Origin of the sequence: Klebsiella sp. RIT-PI-d (assembly GCF_001187865.1) — a bacterium.
Taxonomy (GTDB): Bacteria; Pseudomonadota; Gammaproteobacteria; order Enterobacterales; family Enterobacteriaceae; genus Superficieibacter.
On sequence record NZ_LGIT01000009.1, the window covers coordinates 2,037,388 to 2,054,049 of the forward strand.

18 protein-coding genes are annotated in these 16,662 nt (G+C 50.6%); 6 read left to right on the forward strand and 12 right to left on the reverse strand.

Annotation, left to right across the window (positions count from 1 at the left end; translation table 11 throughout):
* Window positions 1-118 precede the first annotated feature (118 nt).
* Window positions 119-751 (forward strand): response regulator transcription factor, encoded by a 633-nt coding sequence (locus AC791_RS15860; RefSeq protein WP_049841364.1) that lies wholly within the window; start codon window positions 119-121, stop codon window positions 749-751.
* Window positions 748-2,550: a hybrid sensor histidine kinase/response regulator gene (locus AC791_RS15865; RefSeq protein WP_049841365.1), complete on the forward strand. Its 1,803-nt coding sequence runs from the start codon at window positions 748-750 to the stop codon at window positions 2,548-2,550. Before AC791_RS15860 ends, AC791_RS15865 begins: the two co-directional genes overlap by 4 nt.
* An 83-nt stretch (window positions 2,551-2,633) precedes the next feature.
* On the opposite strand, the gene AC791_RS15870 is transcribed toward AC791_RS15865, so the two are convergent.
* From AC791_RS15870 to yfcE, 6 genes are all read right to left on the reverse strand, one after another.
* Window positions 2,634-3,371: a carbohydrate binding domain-containing protein gene (locus tag AC791_RS15870; RefSeq protein ID WP_049841366.1), complete on the reverse strand. Its 738-nt coding sequence runs from the start codon at window positions 3,369-3,371 to the stop codon at window positions 2,634-2,636.
* Window positions 3,372-3,776: 405 nt separating this feature from the next.
* A complete protein-coding gene (locus AC791_RS15875; RefSeq protein ID WP_049841367.1) occupies window positions 3,777-4,517 on the reverse strand; it encodes a carbohydrate binding domain-containing protein in 741 nt (246 codons plus the stop codon).
* Window positions 4,518-4,657: 140 nt separating this feature from the next.
* Window positions 4,658-6,472, reverse strand: a complete 1,815-nt coding sequence (locus AC791_RS15880; RefSeq protein ID WP_049841368.1) for a DUF2201 family putative metallopeptidase — start codon at window positions 6,470-6,472, stop codon at window positions 4,658-4,660.
* Window positions 6,469-7,536, reverse strand: coding sequence for an AAA family ATPase (locus tag AC791_RS15885; protein WP_049841369.1), 1,068 nt, complete (start codon window positions 7,534-7,536; stop codon window positions 6,469-6,471). The genes AC791_RS15880 and AC791_RS15885 overlap by 4 nt, the downstream gene beginning before the upstream one ends.
* A 281-nt stretch (window positions 7,537-7,817) precedes the next feature.
* On the reverse strand, window positions 7,818-8,363 hold the full coding sequence (gene yfcD, locus AC791_RS15890; RefSeq protein WP_049841370.1) for an NUDIX hydrolase YfcD: 546 nt from the start codon (window positions 8,361-8,363) through the stop codon (window positions 7,818-7,820).
* A gap of 55 nt (window positions 8,364-8,418) precedes the next feature.
* Window positions 8,419-8,970: a phosphodiesterase gene (yfcE, locus tag AC791_RS15895; RefSeq protein WP_049841663.1), complete on the reverse strand. Its 552-nt coding sequence runs from the start codon at window positions 8,968-8,970 to the stop codon at window positions 8,419-8,421.
* A gap of 134 nt (window positions 8,971-9,104) precedes the next feature.
* Between yfcE and yfcG the strand changes: the two genes are divergently transcribed.
* The 4 genes from yfcG to AC791_RS15915 all read left to right on the forward strand — a co-directional run bounded on the left by yfcG (window position 9,105) and on the right by AC791_RS15915 (window position 11,658).
* A complete protein-coding gene (gene yfcG / locus AC791_RS15900; RefSeq protein WP_049841371.1) occupies window positions 9,105-9,734 on the forward strand; it encodes a GSH-dependent disulfide bond oxidoreductase in 630 nt (209 codons plus the stop codon).
* Window positions 9,735-9,795: 61 nt separating this feature from the next.
* Window positions 9,796-10,158: a dihydroneopterin triphosphate 2'-epimerase gene (gene folX, locus AC791_RS15905; protein WP_049841372.1), complete on the forward strand. Its 363-nt coding sequence runs from the start codon at window positions 9,796-9,798 to the stop codon at window positions 10,156-10,158.
* Window positions 10,159-10,176: 18 nt separating this feature from the next.
* Window positions 10,177-11,070 carry a TIGR01777 family oxidoreductase gene (locus AC791_RS15910; RefSeq protein ID WP_049841373.1) on the forward strand — a complete coding sequence of 298 codons (894 nt, stop codon included), beginning with the start codon at window positions 10,177-10,179 and terminating at the stop codon, window positions 11,068-11,070.
* A 66-nt stretch (window positions 11,071-11,136) separates the two neighbouring features.
* Window positions 11,137-11,658, forward strand: a complete 522-nt coding sequence (locus AC791_RS15915) for a GNAT family N-acetyltransferase (RefSeq protein ID WP_049841374.1) — start codon at window positions 11,137-11,139, stop codon at window positions 11,656-11,658.
* Between the two features lie 75 nt (window positions 11,659-11,733).
* Here the strand turns inward: AC791_RS15915 and hisP are convergent, their stop codons facing one another.
* The 6 genes from hisP to AC791_RS15945 form a co-directional block, all read right to left on the reverse strand.
* Window positions 11,734-12,507, reverse strand: coding sequence for a histidine ABC transporter ATP-binding protein HisP (hisP, locus tag AC791_RS15920; RefSeq protein WP_049841375.1), 774 nt, complete (start codon window positions 12,505-12,507; stop codon window positions 11,734-11,736).
* A 7-nt stretch (window positions 12,508-12,514) separates the two neighbouring features.
* On the reverse strand, window positions 12,515-13,231 hold the full coding sequence (gene hisM / locus AC791_RS15925; protein WP_049841376.1) for a histidine ABC transporter permease HisM: 717 nt from the start codon (window positions 13,229-13,231) through the stop codon (window positions 12,515-12,517).
* The gene (locus tag AC791_RS15930) at window positions 13,228-13,914 is read right to left on the reverse strand and encodes a histidine ABC transporter permease HisQ (protein WP_049841377.1); all 687 of its coding nucleotides are present in this window, start codon (window positions 13,912-13,914) and stop codon (window positions 13,228-13,230) included. The genes hisM and AC791_RS15930 overlap by 4 nt, the downstream gene beginning before the upstream one ends.
* A 58-nt stretch (window positions 13,915-13,972) precedes the next feature.
* Window positions 13,973-14,755 carry a histidine ABC transporter substrate-binding protein HisJ gene (hisJ, locus tag AC791_RS15935; protein WP_049841378.1) on the reverse strand — a complete coding sequence of 261 codons (783 nt, stop codon included), beginning with the start codon at window positions 14,753-14,755 and terminating at the stop codon, window positions 13,973-13,975.
* A gap of 249 nt (window positions 14,756-15,004) precedes the next feature.
* On the reverse strand, window positions 15,005-15,787 hold the full coding sequence (argT, locus tag AC791_RS15940; RefSeq protein WP_049841379.1) for a lysine/arginine/ornithine ABC transporter substrate-binding protein ArgT: 783 nt from the start codon (window positions 15,785-15,787) through the stop codon (window positions 15,005-15,007).
* Between the two features lie 276 nt (window positions 15,788-16,063).
* Complete coding sequence (locus tag AC791_RS15945; RefSeq protein ID WP_049841380.1) at window positions 16,064-16,654, reverse strand: UbiX family flavin prenyltransferase; 591 nt, start codon at window positions 16,652-16,654, stop codon at window positions 16,064-16,066.
* Window positions 16,655-16,662 lie beyond the last annotated feature (8 nt).

A 16,662-nucleotide genomic window follows, 5' to 3' on the forward strand; every position in this document is an offset into this window, starting at 1 on the left:
CAAGATCCTCAAATAATATATTTGTCTTTCCTAATTGAAAAAACCCTCCTAAAGTAGGGAAGGTAGATAATAAGAAGTCATCAGCCTCTTCTGAGGCCAAATTCAAAAGGAGTGGCCTTTGCAGCAAGAGTATGCGCTGGTCGTTGATGACCATCCGCTTGTCGCCAGCGGTATTGCTAATTTCCTCAGTACACATTGCCAATTTAAAAAAGCCTGTGTGGTGACAACCGAGGAAAATTGTTATCGCCATATTCGCGAGTACGGCCCCCCACTATTATTGGTGATTGATTTTTGGCTATCTTCTGGTACCGCTTTAAAATTACTTAAAGAGATCAAAAGTCTTTATCCGCGGGTGCGCTTACTGGTCGTTAGCGGCGATGAAAACAACGATCTGTGGTTAAAGGTACAAATGGCTGGAGGGCACGGATTTGTGTTGAAAAACGAGCCGCCTGAATTATTTTCCAGAGCAGTTAACGCGCTGAGAAATAATAAAGAATGGTTTCCCGCAGCACACAAAGAGAGTGTTATTATTGACTCTGGTTTTTTGCAGGAATTTAACTTAACGCCACGGCAAATAGACGTGTTAAACATGATGATGCGCGGCTTGCCGAATAAGCGAATCGCCTTGCAGCTCTCTATTTCCGAACCCACGGTAAAAGAGCACATCAGCAATATTCTAAAAAAAATGGGAGTAAATAGCCGGGTTGAGGTTATTACTCTGCTGCACAGCAAGCGTGGCCAGTCAAAATGATTTTTTCGCAGAATTTACAACATGAAGGTATTTCGGCACACGCGCAAATTCGTATGCTCGATAACACCTTCATCCGTCTGGTATTCAGCTTTACAGCCGTGCCGTTTGTTGGCATTCCTTTCGCTATCTGGATTTATTTACTGGGACATACGCTAAAGCCGATAATTAGCTGGATAATAGTGTATTTACTGTGCGCTGTCGCCATCAGAATATGGCATCGTCGGTACCAGCGCGCTGTTAAAGAGAGTAACGAAGATAGGGTATTACGCCGCTGGCTACCGCGCGTTAATAATGTCGCGTTTGTACACGGGATAGGTATCTCCTCTCTCTATTTAATTACCCCGCAGATCCATAACTTTGACTTTTTCCTGCTGCTCAATATTAGTATTGCTGCCATTGTCGCCGCCAATGCAACGCATCTGACACCGGTCATCAGCACCTTCACGCGCTTTTTTTTCGCCTCCTGGGGCGTACTGAGCCTCGGTATTCTCTGGCGACTGGATGATATGATGGCTATCGTCCTGATGCTGAACTTATTGTATGGTTTTGCAATTTATCGCCACGCCCTAACGTCACATGCATTTTTTATTCAGCAGGCGCTGCTTGAAGAAAAAAGTTCTCGCCTGGCCGAGCAGTTTCGCCAGGCGAAAGAAGAAGCCGAGCAAGCATTACTGGATAAAAACCAGTTTCTGACTACCGCCAGCCACGATCTACGTCAGCCGGTCCATGCTATGGGCTTTCTTATTGAAGCTATTATTCATAAAAACCGTGATGATACGCTGATGCCGCAGCTTCTGGATCTACAACAGAGCGTGCGTTCAGTTCATCTGATGTTTAACTCGCTGCTGGACCTGAGCAAAATTGAATCCGGAAACACCCGCATTTCCACCACTCATCTCGACATTAGCGCCTTACTTACCTCGGCGATGGCGTTGTTTCGCGAGGAGGCGAAAAGTCGTTCGCTGGTATTACGTCTCTGGCAGCCCAGACAGCGTATTTATGTGATGGGCGATCCGCTACTGGTGAGACAGTCGCTGATCAACTTAATACAAAACGCCCTGCGCTATACCCAGCGTGGGGGCGTGCTGGTGGCGATTCGTCCTCGCGGCACAGACTGTCTGGTGGAAGTGTGGGACAGCGGCGTAGGCATTGCCGATGGAGAGAAAAACAAAATTTTTTCTCCCTATTACCGTCCAGAGCTGGCCTGGAAAATTGACAGCGCCGGACACGGACTGGGACTGGCAGTGGTGGCACGCTGCGCAAGAATGATGAATGTGAAATACGGAATGGAATCAGTTGAAGGAAAAGGGTCACGCTTCTGGATGCGCTTTACCCGCTATGACGGAGATGTAAAACAGCCCGCACATGCAGCTGAATGGGAAACATCTCCAGCCATCAGCCGCTATGATCCACTCAGCGGCGGCTGTCTGATTATTGATGACGATCCGCTGGTCACCTCGGCCTGGGAAAGTTTGCTTAGCGCATGGGGAATTACCGTTCGCTGTGCGGCCTCTGCCACAGAAGCGTTCGCTATTATTGATGAAGGCTTCGTCCCGTTCGCCGTGTTGTGCGATCAGCGTTTACGATCCGGTGAAAGCGGTTTTGATATTCTCAGAGCCCTGTTTGAGCGTCTGCCAGACATCAGCGGTGCAATGGTCAGCGGCGAGTTTAATTCGCCGGTTTTGCAGGAAGCAGAAGAGGATGGCTATCTGGTGCTGCGTAAACCGCTGGAGCCGGCGAAACTGTATGCGTTATTAAGCCAGTGGATGCGGGCTGATGGCTGCGCGCATAATGATTAGGGCTGTTAATTGTAATGTAATAATGCCTGGTTACGTAAGGGTCGTTATCGCAGCCGGGCATTGATTGCAGTATGCTTAATCCATTACATATCTTTAGGATAAATTTTTCCACCTTGATACAGACTGGCACCACTATTGCTGGTCAGCAGATATTTTTTGCCCGTGGTATCATCGACTGCATACAATGAGAACATTTCAGGTTTATATTGCGCAGTGATGTTATTATCGGAAACATACTCCTTATCGGCTTCCACAATACCATAATCGAACATTAACGCTTCCCCGACGTATAACACTGTATGTTGGTTAATAACGCCGATTCTGGTTTTGAAGTAATAGCGATCGTGGTACTCAGCAGACGTTGAGCTCCAGTCCACCCACTCCGGAGTATGGTATTCAAACACAGTCTCGTCGAGCACAATACTATCAATATCAACCGTATCCGCTTGTGCATCCCAGAGGCACTGAAAATAAAGTCGAGTAGAATTTAGCTGCGTGGGCGTTTTAAAAACATATGATTCTGTATGCCATTCGGTGGTTCTATCACGGTTACATTCCAGTATGAAAATTTCCTGATAATTCTGCAGATCCTGGATATTAACCAATACGCCTCCTGGCCCACGACAGCCAAACTTCAATGTATATTCCGTATCTGGTTGCAGCGGAATTGTTTGCATGATGGAGGCCGTTGAGTCAATCTGGCAATAATGGTTTTGGTTGCTTTCTTCGTAGTGGACCTGCGTTGGGCCTGAAAGTACCCAGTCCACGGTATCGATTTTTTCGAAATTACCGTCAATAATAATGTCTTTAGTGATGATCATAATGTGTCTCTCTTATTTCCGTTAAAGTGAGCCTTGATTATCACATCGGGTAAAAATTAGTGTGGTGCACAAAGAGAACGAAATAATGCAAAAATAACCCCTTCGGTTTATTGCTTGCGTGCGACAATATCACCGCCGGTGAACTAAACTGGAACACTTTTCCCCGCGGTGCGATGGTCAGCGGTGAGTTTAACTCATCGGTTTTGCAGAAAGCAGAAGAGGATATCGGTGCTCCGCAAACCGCTGGAGCCTGCGAAACTGAATGCGTTATTAAGCCAGTGGGCGCAGGCCGGAAGTCATCGCACCTGATAATATGCCATTACCCCGGCGCTGCCGGTCCCTTCATTTGCCGAATGAAAAGATCCTCTTCAGCATGATTGCTGCGGCATCGGCTAAGTCCGATCGTTAAATGTCATCAAGATAAATTTTTCCCGGTTTATACATATCTTCACCTGATTTATCAATCAGTACATATTTTTCACCCGTTGCATCATTGACAGCATACAGGACAAATTGCTGATCTATGTAACCAGGCATGTCAATATTGTTATCTGACTCATATTCTTTACCGGCTTCAACCACGCCGTAGTCAAACATCAGTTCCCCGCCAATATATAAAACATTGTGTTGGCTTACCACCCCCCCGCGGTTTTTAAAATAGACACGATCCACCTTTCTACCACTTGTCCAGGACCAGTCTATCCATTCCGGAGTATGGTATTCAAACACAGTCTCTTCGAGCACAATATTATCAACATCAACCGTATCCGCTTGTGCATCCCAGAGGCACTGAAAATAAAGTCGAGTAGAATTTAGCTCCGTGGGCGTTTTAAAGACATATGATTCTGTATGCCATTCGGTGGTTCTATCACGGTTACATTCCAGCATGAAAATTTCCTGATAATTCTTCAGATTCTGGATATTAACCAATACGCCTCCTGGCCCACGACAGTCAAACTTCAATGTATATTCCGTATCTGGTTGCAGCGGAATTGTTTGCATGATGGAGGCCGTTGATTCAAGCTGGCAATAATGGTTTTGGTTGCTTTCTTCGTAGTGGACCTGCGTTGGACCTGAAAGTATCCAGTCCACGGTATTAATTTTTTCGAAATTACCGTCAATAATAATATCTTTAGTGATGATCATAAATAGCCTCATATAATTACTTTTAAAATGAGGCTTGATTATCAGGTATGCTGAAGCTAATGTTGCGCATTAAAAGAACTGAATTAAGCAAAAATAACACGCAACGTTTAACATGCGCGGATAAACAAGATATTTCCCTGTCAGCTCAGCTGGAAAATCTTCCCGCGCGGTACAAATGGCAATCGTCGTCCCTGCGGTAATAGCCACGCGTGTTCCATCGTAACGCTAATATGCTCCTCACAGTAGCCATCGGTGATGATCAGAACCGGTCCTCCTTTGGGGAAATCGCCTTTCAGTGCCATACCATTCAGCATATCGACGCCCGGCTGCAAAATGGTGCCACCGCGCCCCTGAATGGTGAAATGGTTGAGCAACTGCTCGGGCGGCACCCATCCGCGATCCCAGGCTCTGGCATCGCAGCAAATAAAGCGCACGGCAAAAACCTCGTGCGCCAGGGAATAGCTGGCAATTGCGCCCAGCGCCTTACCCAGCAGCTGAGGATCCATAGAGCCTGAAGTATCAAGAATCACACCAAATACCCGTGAGCGGCGCTCGTCTTCGGTGGGTTTAATGACTGCCGGGCGCGGAATAGAAGGCGTAGCGCTTTGACGACGTGAGGGTCGCGCATAACTGCGCCGCTGTTCAGGGGGCGGAAAATGTTCATCAAACCACTCGGCGAGCGCGACGTCCCACGGGATCGGCGGCTGTGCAAGACTGCGAATTTCCTCAATAAGCCCTAGTGGAAGGGTGCCGCGCATCGGCGCGTACAGGCAGCGGTCCAGCCCCTGATAGAGCGCCCGCCGACACCACGCTTCCGCATCAGTAAACTGACTTTCCGCCTCCTCAACCAGAATATCACCGCCCGCCCGGCCGCGCAGGGTGATTAACTTGCGCGATTGACGCATGTTTTGTGCCAGTGCGTCGTAAATCTCCTCTGCAGACATGGCGCTGAACTGGGGATCGTACAGCATTCCCAGGTCCGGCGGCGTCCCGACCTGCATCTGGATCAGCCAGTCGTTAATGATGAAATCGCAGGCGACATTCCACAGTTCGGGATCGCGCCCCCGACGCCGTGAAGCGTGGTTGAGTCCGGCATGGAGCAGTTCATGAGCGAACACGAAGACCAGTTCATCTTTGTTGAGGCGGGCATGAGGATTAATCCAGATTTTGCGGATACTGACATCAATAGCCGCCACAGCAATGTCGTACTGGCTACAAAGCTGACCATCTTCTTCGATATCAAAGCTGGCCGCCAGCGCGCCCAATAACGGGTAGAGAGTCATAATTTGCTGGCGTGCTTTCTGCGCCGCGCTCATTTTATAGGCGGTATGATCGGAAGATTGATATCCACCGACCTGCTCCAGCGCCACACTGACGCTATGACTCAGCCCTTCCGCCAGCAGCATTTTCCAGTCAGGCGGAGAGGTATAGCGGTTAGCCCGCGGCGCGCTGATATAAAAGCAGCTTTTAGCATCACCGCAATACCGCCGTTGCCATTGAGACAATTCTTCAGCAATACCCTCTTCACGGATCTGACGGAAAAGCGCATCTGCATCGGCATGGTTTCCCTCGGGAAAAGGAAAAGACTGAAGTTCGTCAGGCAGGGGGCCAATTTTCAACTCTTCGCAAAAACGCATCATCGCAATCAGCACCGCCAGGTCCCATTGTTGAGATGAATGCGGTGCGGGATCGCGAATCAGGCCAAAACCGAGGGCGGAAAGCGCCTGCGCGATCATCCGTGCCCACTGCGCCGGAGTGGCATGACGTTTGGCGTTAAGCCACAGGTAGCCATTATCGCCAATACTCACCCAGCCTTTTGAAGAAACATACGCATGGCCAGTATCGAATTGCTTATAGATCCGCGCCCCTATCGGCGCGAACAGCGGATGTTTCATCACCATCTCAAGGCCTGCTTTGCAGGCGTCAAGCGCGGGGTTACGTGCCGCTTTACTCATGATGACTTCGCTCTTGCCGCCAGACGAGGCAAATCACGCGCGACTTCAATCAAAAACCAGGCAGGCAGTTTTTTACCGTTTTCATCTTCACTCATCACCGACTGGGCAATTTCGACGCTAATACGCGCCAGCGTTTTCAGGCTGTCTTTGGCCTGTATCGCCAGCCGCTTATGCTCGCTGCGCAAAGATTGATCCTCGACAGGCAACTCCTTATACAAATGCGAACGAAACGACTGTGCCAGGAAATAGAGGACATCGCGATCGGCAGGATCGTCCGGCCAGGCCGCATCACCTTTTAGAATGGCTGTAATGGTATGCTTCTGGCGAATTTGCTTCACAAAACCTTTAAAGCTGCCAGCATGGGCTGGCGAGAGCAGCCCGTAAATCAGCGCTTCAAGCATTTCAACGGGTATTTCATCGCCAAATGAGAAAAGCGCATCAGACAACATATGCCAGCTACGCGGCGTGGAAAAGGGTTCTTCATGTTTCGGCGGCTCATTCCACAGCTGATCCGGACGCAGCTGGATATATTCCACCACCCACGGATGAAGGCCCGCCTCATTAATCGCCCAGTGCAGCCACTGACGGTGATCGGCTCGCAGATGAACATGTACCATACGGTTAATCAGCGCTGACGGCATCGGCTTGACAATCGCAGCATCTTTGGCCCGGTTCCCGGCGCCGATAACCACGGTGCCCTCCGGAAGACGGTACTCCCCAATACGCTGCTCAAGGATCAGGGAGTAAAACGCTTTCTGAATTTCATGCGACGAGGCATTGAGCTCATCCAGAAACAGCACAAAGGGCTTTTGACGAACAATATTGGCAGGAGGATAAAAACGCGAGCACTGACCGTCAATTTGTGGAATACCGAGAAGATCTTCCGGGGCCAGCTGGCTTCCAAGGAGTGAAACGCACTCCATACCGACTTCATCAGCGAAGCGTCTGACCAGCGCACTTTTACCAATTCCCGGCGCTCCCCACAGGAAAACCGGTCGAGTAATGGCAACGTTAAGAAGGAAATCAAATGTTTGTTCAGGGGTGAGCTGAATAGCAGACTGCATGTCTCTACGTCCTTTTTTGGCGTCGGGCAACTTTTAGCGCAACGTTTTAGAATACGGACAAAACAGATGACAACAACCCCTAAAAAACGGGGTAACTCTTTATCTGGTCTGAAAATTGGCTGATGGGCATTCGGCCAGGTAAGAATAAATCAGCGGAAATGATCAACAGGCAGGGTATTACTGATGTTAATGGATGCAAAAGAGAGAGAGGAAAAAGACCCTCGCGATACTCTCGTCGCGCAAGGGTCTGTTCAGGGCAATGAAATGAAAGGGATAAACGACTACTCTGTCACTTCCAGCTTTGACGCTTCGTTACTGGCATTGCGGGTCATCCACAGGGCCAGCGCTTTTAACGAATCCTGGGTGAATTCATCGCAGCGGGCGGTAATTTCCGCAGGCTCCATCCAGCATACTTCGCTCACTTCATCTTCCTGTAGCGCGAACGGCCCATGTGAAACGCAGCTAAACAGCCCGCCCCAGACCCGGCAATGTTTGTCTTCAAAATAGAACTGCCCATGCTCGGCAAAGGGTACGCCAGCAATACCCAGCTCCTCTTCTGCCTCACGACGTGCGGCTTCTAACATACCTTCATCGGCCTGTACGACGCCGCCTGCGGTGGCGTCCAGCATCCCCGGCATAAAGTCTTTGCTTTCGGTACGGCGCTGCACCAGGATCTTACCCATCCCGTCATGAACAACAATATAGGTTGCCCGGTGACGTAGGCACTGCGCGCGCATTTGAGCACGATTCGCCTGCGCGATGACCTCATTGTCTTCGTTGACAATGTCCACCCACTCCATATCTGCCAAATGCGTTTGCTCCACCATCAGAAAACCTTCTCTTACAAGCGCTCTTAAGGCGCGTTTATGGTTGACGGGTAAATTACGGATTAATCGCGATTTCTGCAATCACCCGTTGATCATTGAGTGCGATAACACGTAAGACATGGTTATCAAAAATACCATAACTGGCTTCATTACCGCCTTTGGGAATACTCACCGAGCCAGGATTAAAATGGTAGATGCCGTCACGTTTTTCCGCCACTGGCAGATGCGTATGGCCGTAAACCAGGATATCTCCTGGTGACAATGGCGGCAGATTATCGGCACCAAACAGGTGTCCATGCGTCAGAAACAGCCGCTGTTCATCGGTTAACACTTGCTGCCACGGGGCCATTATCGGGAAGGTTAATAGCATCTGGTCTACTTCACTGTCGCAGTTGCCGCGCACGGCAATAATGCGTTCGGCCTGCTCGTTGAGCCGAACCGCAACCTCCGCAGGCGCATAGCGTTCCGGCAGCGCATTGCGCGGACCGTGGTTAAGAATATCACCCAGAATGACCAGCCAGCGGGCACCGCTTTCAGCAAAACGTGCTAATACCTTCTCGGTCGCCGCAAGCGACCCATGAATGTCCGATGCAAACATCAGTTTCATTGCGGTTTTCTCCTCTTTAGTGACCGTCTCGATCATACGAGATTTTACAAATTCGCGCCTTGATAAAAGCTGCTTTGTCCGCGACCGCCTATACTTTCTCATAACATAAGCTGACCTCAACAAAGGAAAGAGTAATGATTGATCTTTACTATGCTCCGACGCCCAACGGCCATAAAGTTACGCTTTTTCTGGAGGAAGCAGGGCTTGAGTATCGGTTAATTCGGATCAATATCAGTAAGGGCGATCAGTTCCGTCCTGATTTCCTCGCTATTTCGCCTAACAACAAAATCCCGGCCATTGTTGATAACCAGCCTGCTGACGGCGGCGAACCTCTGAGCCTGTTTGAATCAGGAGAGATCCTGCTTTATCTGGCGGAGAAACAGGGGCAGTTTCTGAGCGGTGAACTGCGTGAGCGTCATACTACGCTACAGTGGCTATTCTGGCAGGTGAGCGGACTGGGGCCGATGCTCGGTCAGAATCACCACTTTAATCATTTTGCTCCGCAACCCGTTCCTTATGCCATTGAACGCTATCAGGTTGAGACCCAGCGCCTGTATAGCGTGCTTAATAAACGGCTGGGAAACTCGCCGTGGCTTGGTGGTGAACACTACAGTATTGCGGATATGGCCTGCTGGCCGTGGGTACACTCTGCCCAGCGGCAGCGTATTGATTTGAATAACTATCCGGCAGTCAATAACTGGTATCAGCGTATTTTACGGCGTCCGGCGACGCAAAAAGCGCTTCAGCTGGCGCAGCCGGTCTAGCGGCATCGCTGTCAGTTTGCTTTTCGAGATGATAAAAAACGGTATCAAAAAGGAAGTCATAATGCCGCAATCACAGGCCATTATTCGGATAAAAAATCTGCGCTTGCGCACCTTTATTGGCATCAAAGAGGACGAGATTGCCAATCGCCAGGATATTGTGATTAACGTTGTGATTCATTATCCGGCTGAGCGGGCGCGGGCAAGTGAGGATATTAACGATGCGCTCAACTATCGGACGATCGTTAAACGCATCATTCAGTATGTGGAAAGCCAGCGTTTTTCGCTGCTGGAGAAATTAACTCAGGACGTGCTCGACCTCGCCTGTGAGCACCCGTGGGTGACCCGGGCAGAGGTAGAGATCGATAAACCTCATGCGCTACGCTACGCCGACTCTGTTTCAATCACCCTGAGCTGGCAACGCTAAGCCCATCATGGAGAGGGTATGAACATTCTGCTTACTGGCGGGACCGGCCTGATTGGTCGCTATCTCGTTCCTCGTTTACTGGAGCTTAACCATACTGTAACGCTGGTTACCCGCGATCCCCAGAAAGCGCGGCAACACTTTGGCGAGCGTGTAACATACTGGAAAGGCCTGAAAGACCAGACCAATCTCAACACGATTGATGCCGTGATTAATCTGGCCGGTGAACCCATTGCCGATAAACGCTGGACCGACGCGCAAAAACAGCGTTTATGCCGTAGCCGCTGGGACATCACCCAGCAGCTGGTTGATCTGATAAAGGCCAGCGATACTCCGCCAGACGTTTTCATTTCAGGTTCAGCGGTCGGTTATTATGGCGATTCAGGTGAGGTGGTGGTGAACGAGGAAGAACCTCCGCATAACGAATTTACCCACAAGCTATGCAGCCAGTGGGAGCAGATTGCCTGCGGCGCGCAAAGTGATAAAACCCGCATCTGCCTGCTGCGAACCGGTGCGGTGCTGTCCCGCGATGGAGGAATGCTGGCAAAGCTGCTGCCCCTGTTTCGCGTCGGACTCGGGGGTCCTGTAGGAAATGGACGGCAATACCTGGCGTGGATCCATATTGATGATATGGCCAATGCCATTCTCTGGCTGCTGGATAACGATCTCCGTGGCCCGTTCAACATGGTTTCGCCCTATCCGGTACGCAACGAACAATTCGCCCATACCCTGGGGCGGGTATTGCACCGACCCGCTATTTTGCGTGCGCCGGCAACTGCCGTACGTCTCATCATGGGCGAATCGTCGGTGCTGGTACTGGGCGGACAACGTGCGTTACCCAGACGGCTTGAAGCCGCCGGATTCGCCTTTCGCTGGCACGATCTGGAAGAGGCACTACAGGATTTGGTAGGGTAATCCCGGCGAATTCTTTACAGCCCGGTGATAAGGTGAACGGCCTGATTCACCGGACTGATGAGACACATGCTCACATTACTTACTCCCCGCTTCACCCTGTCTACTTTCCAGCCATCCGACTGGCCTTTCTTTCGCGCGCTGCGTCAAAACAGTGATGTGATGCGCTACATGGCGAGCGTTGCCTCAGAAGAAGATACGCGACGGGTTTTCGAACAGCGGCTGGCGGATAAAAATGCGTTTGTGATCCGTCTGCACGGCGATGACACCGCGTTAGGCGATATTGGCCTGCGGATCAGCAAACTTCACCCCACAGAGGCGGATATCGGTTATTCGGTTTTACCTGCGGCTCAGGGGCGCGGGATCGCCAGCGAGGCGCTGAAAGCCGTTTGCGAATATGCTTTTTATCAGGCCCGTGTTGAAGCGCTTAACGCATGGGTACTGGCCAACAATAGCGGATCGGTTCGGGTACTGGAAAAGGCGCACTTTATACGTGAGCAGGTGCTGGAGAAATCCTTTTTGCTTAATGATGAATATTACGATGACTGGGCCTTTCGATTAACTAAACATGATTTTTTGCGGGCCGGTTGAGTGTTAAGAGGAGAAGGTAAGTAAGCAGGCGGAAACTCACCCTCTCCCTCAGGGAGAGGGTAAAACACCCCGCCGCTACTTCAGCGAGCCTTTCAAAAATTGTTGTAACCGCGGGCTTTGCGGATTATTAAACACCTGCTCCGGATGCCCCTGCTCCTCAATTTTCCCCTGATGGAGAAAAATAACGTGGGAAGAGACATTGCGCGCAAAGCCCATTTCGTGGGTGACCACGACCATGGTTTTCCCCTCTTCTGCCAGCTGCTGCATAATACGCAATACTTCGCCGACCAGCTCCGGGTCGAGGGCGGATGTTGGCTCATCAAACAGCAGGACTTCCGGCTCCATTGCCAGCGCCCGCGCGATCGAGACGCGTTGCTGCTGTCCACCTGAAAGATGAACCGGATATTTACCCTGCGCCATTTCATCAATACCGACTTTGGCCAGGTACTTCATCGCGCGTTCACGCGATGCCTGCTTGCTAAGGCCTAATACCTGGATCGGGGCTTCCATGACATTTTCCAGTACGGTCATATGGCTCCACAGATTAAAGTGCTGAAAAACCATGGTCAGGCGGGTGCGCAACAGCCGAAGCTGATTTTTGTCCGCTACCTTAAGCTGCCCGTCTTTATCGCGTACCAGGGCAATATTTTGTCCGCTGACGGTAATCGTTCCCTCACTCGGCTTTTCAAGAAAGTTAATACAGCGCAAAAAGGTACTTTTACCTGAGCCTGATGAGCCAATAATCGAAATCACATCGCCGGCATTAGCCGTCAGCGAAACCCCTTTCAGCACTTCATGATCGCCGTAGCGCTTGTGCAAATCGATAACGTTTAATTTGTTTTCAGACATCGTATTCTCAGTGCGTCGATGAAGGTTTCACGTGCTGCAACCAGCGCTTTTCCGCCTTGCGGAATAAACTAATCAGCACATAAGAAATGAGTAAATATAAAACGGCTGCAATACCAAAGGCGGTAAATGGCTGATAGGTCGCTGAGTTAATATCTCGTGCGATCTTGAGCAAGTCCGGTACAGTGGCGGTAAACGCCAGCGCGGTTGAATGCAGCATTAAAATCACTTCATTACTGTAGGCTGGTAGCGCAATACGCAGTGCCGACGGCAAAATAATGCAACGGTACATTTTAAATGATGAGAAACCATAAGCCCGGGCCGCCTCGATCTCACCGTGCGGTACAGACCGGATCGCGCCGGCAAAAATCTCGGTGGTGTACGCGCAGGTATTTAACGTCAGGGCCAGAATCGTACAGTTCAGGCCGCTGCGGAAAAAGGCGTTCAGCAGTTCAGTCCCTTTTACAATTTCCAGCGTATACATTCCGGAATAAAAAACAAGCAGCTGAACATACAGCGGCGTACCGCGAAAAATATAGGTGAATAGCCAGATAGGGAAACGAATCAGTCTATTACTGGAGACGCGGCCAATGGCCAGGATCACCGCCAGCAAACCGCCCATGACCACCGAGGAGATAAGCAGCCAGAGCGTTACTGCCACGCCGGTCATGCGATAGCCGTCACTCCACAATAACGACCGCCAGTATTCCTGAATAATCTCGATCACAGGTCAGCCCTCTTCACACCTACGGAGTAGCGGCGTTCGAGCAGCAGCAGGACACCATTTGAAACCGTGGTAAATACCAGGTAAATCAGTCCGCAAACGATGGCAAAATAAAACGGCTGCCAGGTACTTTTCCCTGCCAGTTGGGTCGCTTTAACCACATCTTCCAGCCCCAGTAGCGACACCAGCGCCGTGGCTTTCAGGATCACCTGCCAGTTGTTACCGATGCCCGGCAGCGCGTAGCGCATCATGGCCGGAAACAGAATGCGGCGAAACGTCTGCGTGCCGGTAAAACCAAAGGCCGTTGCCGCTTCAATATGGCCTCTGGGTACGGCCATAAACGCGCCGCGAAAGGTTTCGGTAAAGTAGGCTCCGTAAATAAAGCCCAGCGTAATAATCCCGGCAACCATCGGATCGATATCAAATTGGGCGAGGCCCAGCGCATCGGTCACGCTGTTGAGCACAATTTGCAGTCCATAAAAGATCAACAACATCAGTACGAGGTCCGGTACGCCGCGAATAAGCGTCGTATAGCCCTCGAAAATCAGCGCCAGCGGGCGGCTACTGGAGAGCTTTGCGCCTGCCCCGACAAGGCCAATCAGCACTGACAGCACCACCGAACTTAATGCCAGTTCCAGCGTTACTATCGCACCTTGTAAAATCACCTGTGAAAACCCGTGCAGCATTCAGTCAGTCCTGTCCTGGTGCGGGCCGCCTCATAATGATGACAGCCCGGGCGGATGATTAGCCGCCGTAAACGTCAAAATCGAAGTACTTTTTCGCCAGCTTTTCGTAGGTTCCGTCGGCACGCATCTGGGCAAAGGCTTTATTCAATGCTTCACGCAGTTCGTTATCCTCTTTACGCAGGCCCATGCCAGTACCCACGCCAAACAGTTTTTCATCTTTGATAGCCGGGCCACCGAAGGTGTAATCGCTACCGATAGATTGCTTCAGGAAGCCTTCGCTGGCTGCCACTTCATCCTGAAACGCCGCGTCAATACGTCCGGCGGTCAGATCCGCATAGATATTGTCCTGCCCCTGATAGGAAACAATTTCGACGCCTTTTGGTGCCCAGTGGACGTTACCGTACGTTTCTTGCGTGGTTCCCTGAAGCACGCCTACGCGTTTGCCCTGTAGTTTAGCCAGATCGGGGGTGATGTCAGTCCCTTTCTTGGCCACCAGCCGCGAGTCAGCGGCGTACAGTTTGTCAGTGAAAGCGATCTCCTGCTGGCGTTTCTCTGTAATCGACAGGGAGGACATAATGACATCGATTTTTTTCGCTTTCAGGGAAGGGATCAGCGCATCCAGCGGATTCTCAATAAACGTACATTGCGTTTTTATCCGCGTGCACAGTTCTTTCGCCAGGTCGATATCGAAACCCACTAATTCGCCCTGTGAATTTTTAGATTCAAAAGGTGCATAAGTAGGATCGGTACCAATACGTATTTTTTGCGGAATAGCCGCGAGCGCGCCCGAGAGAGAAGAAAACGCCAGAACAAGAGAAAGGGACCACACCAACTTTTTCATAATTATCCTCAACAAACCGTCATTCTAATGGGATTTTGGCAAAAATAAGGTGCAGGTATCGTGCCATTATTCAGGGCAGCAAGGCAAAATATTCTGCACGGTTAACGCGTTTTTTTTCGCATTTTAAACGCTTAACTATGCACTCATGCCCAATGATGGTGCAGCCATCGCACCACCATGATGCATAATTCCCATTAATATTCCGCACCAGGTGTCCGGTGCGGAGTCGACGGTGTTAGCGTTGCAGGTTTAGTCGCCGTAAACGTTGAAATCGAAATACTTTTTCGCCAGTTTGTCGTAGGTTCCGTCTGCACGAAGCGCTTTCAGCGCGTTATCAAAAGCCGTTTTCAGCTCTGCATCATCTTTGCGCAGGCCAACACCGGTTCCATCACCAAAGAAGGCTTTATCTTTTACTGAAGCACCGGCAAAAGCGAAATCCTTCCCGGCTGGCTGTTTGAGAAAACCTTCGCTGGCGGCCACTTCATCCTGTAGCGCGGCATCCAGACGGCCCGCCGCCAGGTCAGAATAGATCAAATCCTGATTGGCATAGGCAACCACGTCTACGCCTTTACTGCGCCAGTGATTATTGCCGTAGGCTTCCTGGGTGGAACCTTGCAGTACGCCAACGTGTTTTCCTTTTAGTGATTCAAGCGTCGGCTGGATCGGCGAACCTTTGGCTGCGATCAGACGAGAATCGGCGGCATAAAGCTTGTCGGAGAACGCGATCTCCTGCTGACGTTTTTCAGTAATAGAGAGAGAAGAGATGATGGCATCAATTTTCTTTGCCTTCAGCGACGGGATCAGGGCATCAAAATCACTCCCGACCCAGGTACATTTGACCTGCATGCGCTTACACATCTCATTACCCAGATCGATATCAAAACCGACAAACTCCCCCTTCGCATCTTTCGAGGAAAAAGGTGCATAAGTGGCATCTGTACCAATACGCACCGTTTGCGGGAGCGCAGCATAAACGCTGGCGGCGCTGCTTAAACCAATCAGTAAAGACAGAGCCAGGACCGACTTCTTCATACATTCCCCTCAATAGAGTGATTTTATTATCTACTGTTTGTGTTGTGTGCTGCAGGTAACCTTGCAGGTTTTATGCCACCTCCGCTAACGTAACGCAAAGGTCATACTTGTGTTAATAAAAAGTTGCAAACAACCTTAAAATGAAGATAGCAGGTCTGCTGATTGAACCGCAGCGGCATGAGAAGGAAAATGTCGGGGATATGATCGCGGTTACAAAAATGCCCTGAAACAGGGCAATAAGGGGATGTAAAAAGGGCGTGCGCCGTTGCGTTTATATTACTCGCTGCGCCCGGGAGTATTGCCGCCCGCCCAGCGGGTAAACAGATCCTCCGGCAATTCGATATCGAATTGATCGAGTACCCGATTGACGGTCTGATTAATCACATCATCAAGAGTTTGCGGTCGATGATAAAAGGCCGGGACCGGTGGCATGATGATCGCCCCTAATTCCGCGGCCTGAGTCATCAGACGCAGATGGCCGAGATGCAGCGGCGTTTCGCGCACGCAGAGTACCAGCTGACGACGCTCTTTCAGTACCACGTCTGCCGCGCGCGTTAGCAGACCATCAGTGTAACTGTTCACAATGCCGGAGAGGGTCTTAATTGAACAGGGTAAGATCGCCATTCCCGCCGTTTTAAACGATCCTGATGAAATGCTGGCAGCGATATCACGAGAATCATGCACGACGTCGGCCAGCGCCTGCACATCACGCAGGGAGAGATCGGTTTCAAGCGCCAGTGTCTGGCGGGCAGCCTGACTCATTACCAGATGCGTTTCAACGTCGATGACATCACGTAAAATCTGTAGCAGGCGCACGCCGTAGATAGCGCCGCTGGCACCGGAAATCCCTATTATGAGTCTTTTCATATTCATCA

Excerpts from the sequence above, each read along its gene's own strand:
- AC791_RS15870 (WP_049841366.1), bottom strand. The coding sequence starts at position 3,371 with ATGATCATCACTAAAGACATTATTATTGACGGTAATTTCGAAAAAATC.
- AC791_RS15930 (WP_049841377.1), bottom strand. The coding sequence starts at position 13,914 with ATGCTGCACGGGTTTTCACAGGTGATTTTACAAGGTGCGATAGTAACG.
- hisJ (WP_049841378.1), bottom strand. The coding sequence starts at position 14,755 with ATGAAAAAGTTGGTGTGGTCCCTTTCTCTTGTTCTGGCGTTTTCTTCT.
- hisP (WP_049841375.1), bottom strand. The coding sequence starts at position 12,507 with ATGTCTGAAAACAAATTAAACGTTATCGATTTGCACAAGCGCTACGGC.
- AC791_RS15865 (WP_049841365.1), top strand. The coding sequence starts at position 748 with ATGATTTTTTCGCAGAATTTACAACATGAAGGTATTTCGGCACACGCG.
- AC791_RS15910 (WP_049841373.1), top strand. The coding sequence starts at position 10,177 with ATGAACATTCTGCTTACTGGCGGGACCGGCCTGATTGGTCGCTATCTC.
- AC791_RS15880 (WP_049841368.1), bottom strand. The coding sequence starts at position 6,472 with ATGAGTAAAGCGGCACGTAACCCCGCGCTTGACGCCTGCAAAGCAGGC.
- AC791_RS15945 (WP_049841380.1), bottom strand. The coding sequence starts at position 16,654 with ATGAAAAGACTCATAATAGGGATTTCCGGTGCCAGCGGCGCTATCTAC.
- folX (WP_049841372.1), top strand. The coding sequence starts at position 9,796 with ATGCCGCAATCACAGGCCATTATTCGGATAAAAAATCTGCGCTTGCGC.
- AC791_RS15885 (WP_049841369.1), bottom strand. The coding sequence starts at position 7,536 with ATGCAGTCTGCTATTCAGCTCACCCCTGAACAAACATTTGATTTCCTT.
- argT (WP_049841379.1), bottom strand. The coding sequence starts at position 15,787 with ATGAAGAAGTCGGTCCTGGCTCTGTCTTTACTGATTGGTTTAAGCAGC.
- AC791_RS15875 (WP_049841367.1), bottom strand. The coding sequence starts at position 4,517 with ATGATCATCACTAAAGATATTATTATTGACGGTAATTTCGAAAAAATT.
- AC791_RS15915 (WP_049841374.1), top strand. The coding sequence starts at position 11,137 with ATGCTCACATTACTTACTCCCCGCTTCACCCTGTCTACTTTCCAGCCA.
- yfcD (WP_049841370.1), bottom strand. The coding sequence starts at position 8,363 with ATGGTGGAGCAAACGCATTTGGCAGATATGGAGTGGGTGGACATTGTC.
- yfcG (WP_049841371.1), top strand. The coding sequence starts at position 9,105 with ATGATTGATCTTTACTATGCTCCGACGCCCAACGGCCATAAAGTTACG.
- yfcE (WP_049841663.1), bottom strand. The coding sequence starts at position 8,970 with ATGAAACTGATGTTTGCATCGGACATTCATGGGTCGCTTGCGGCGACC.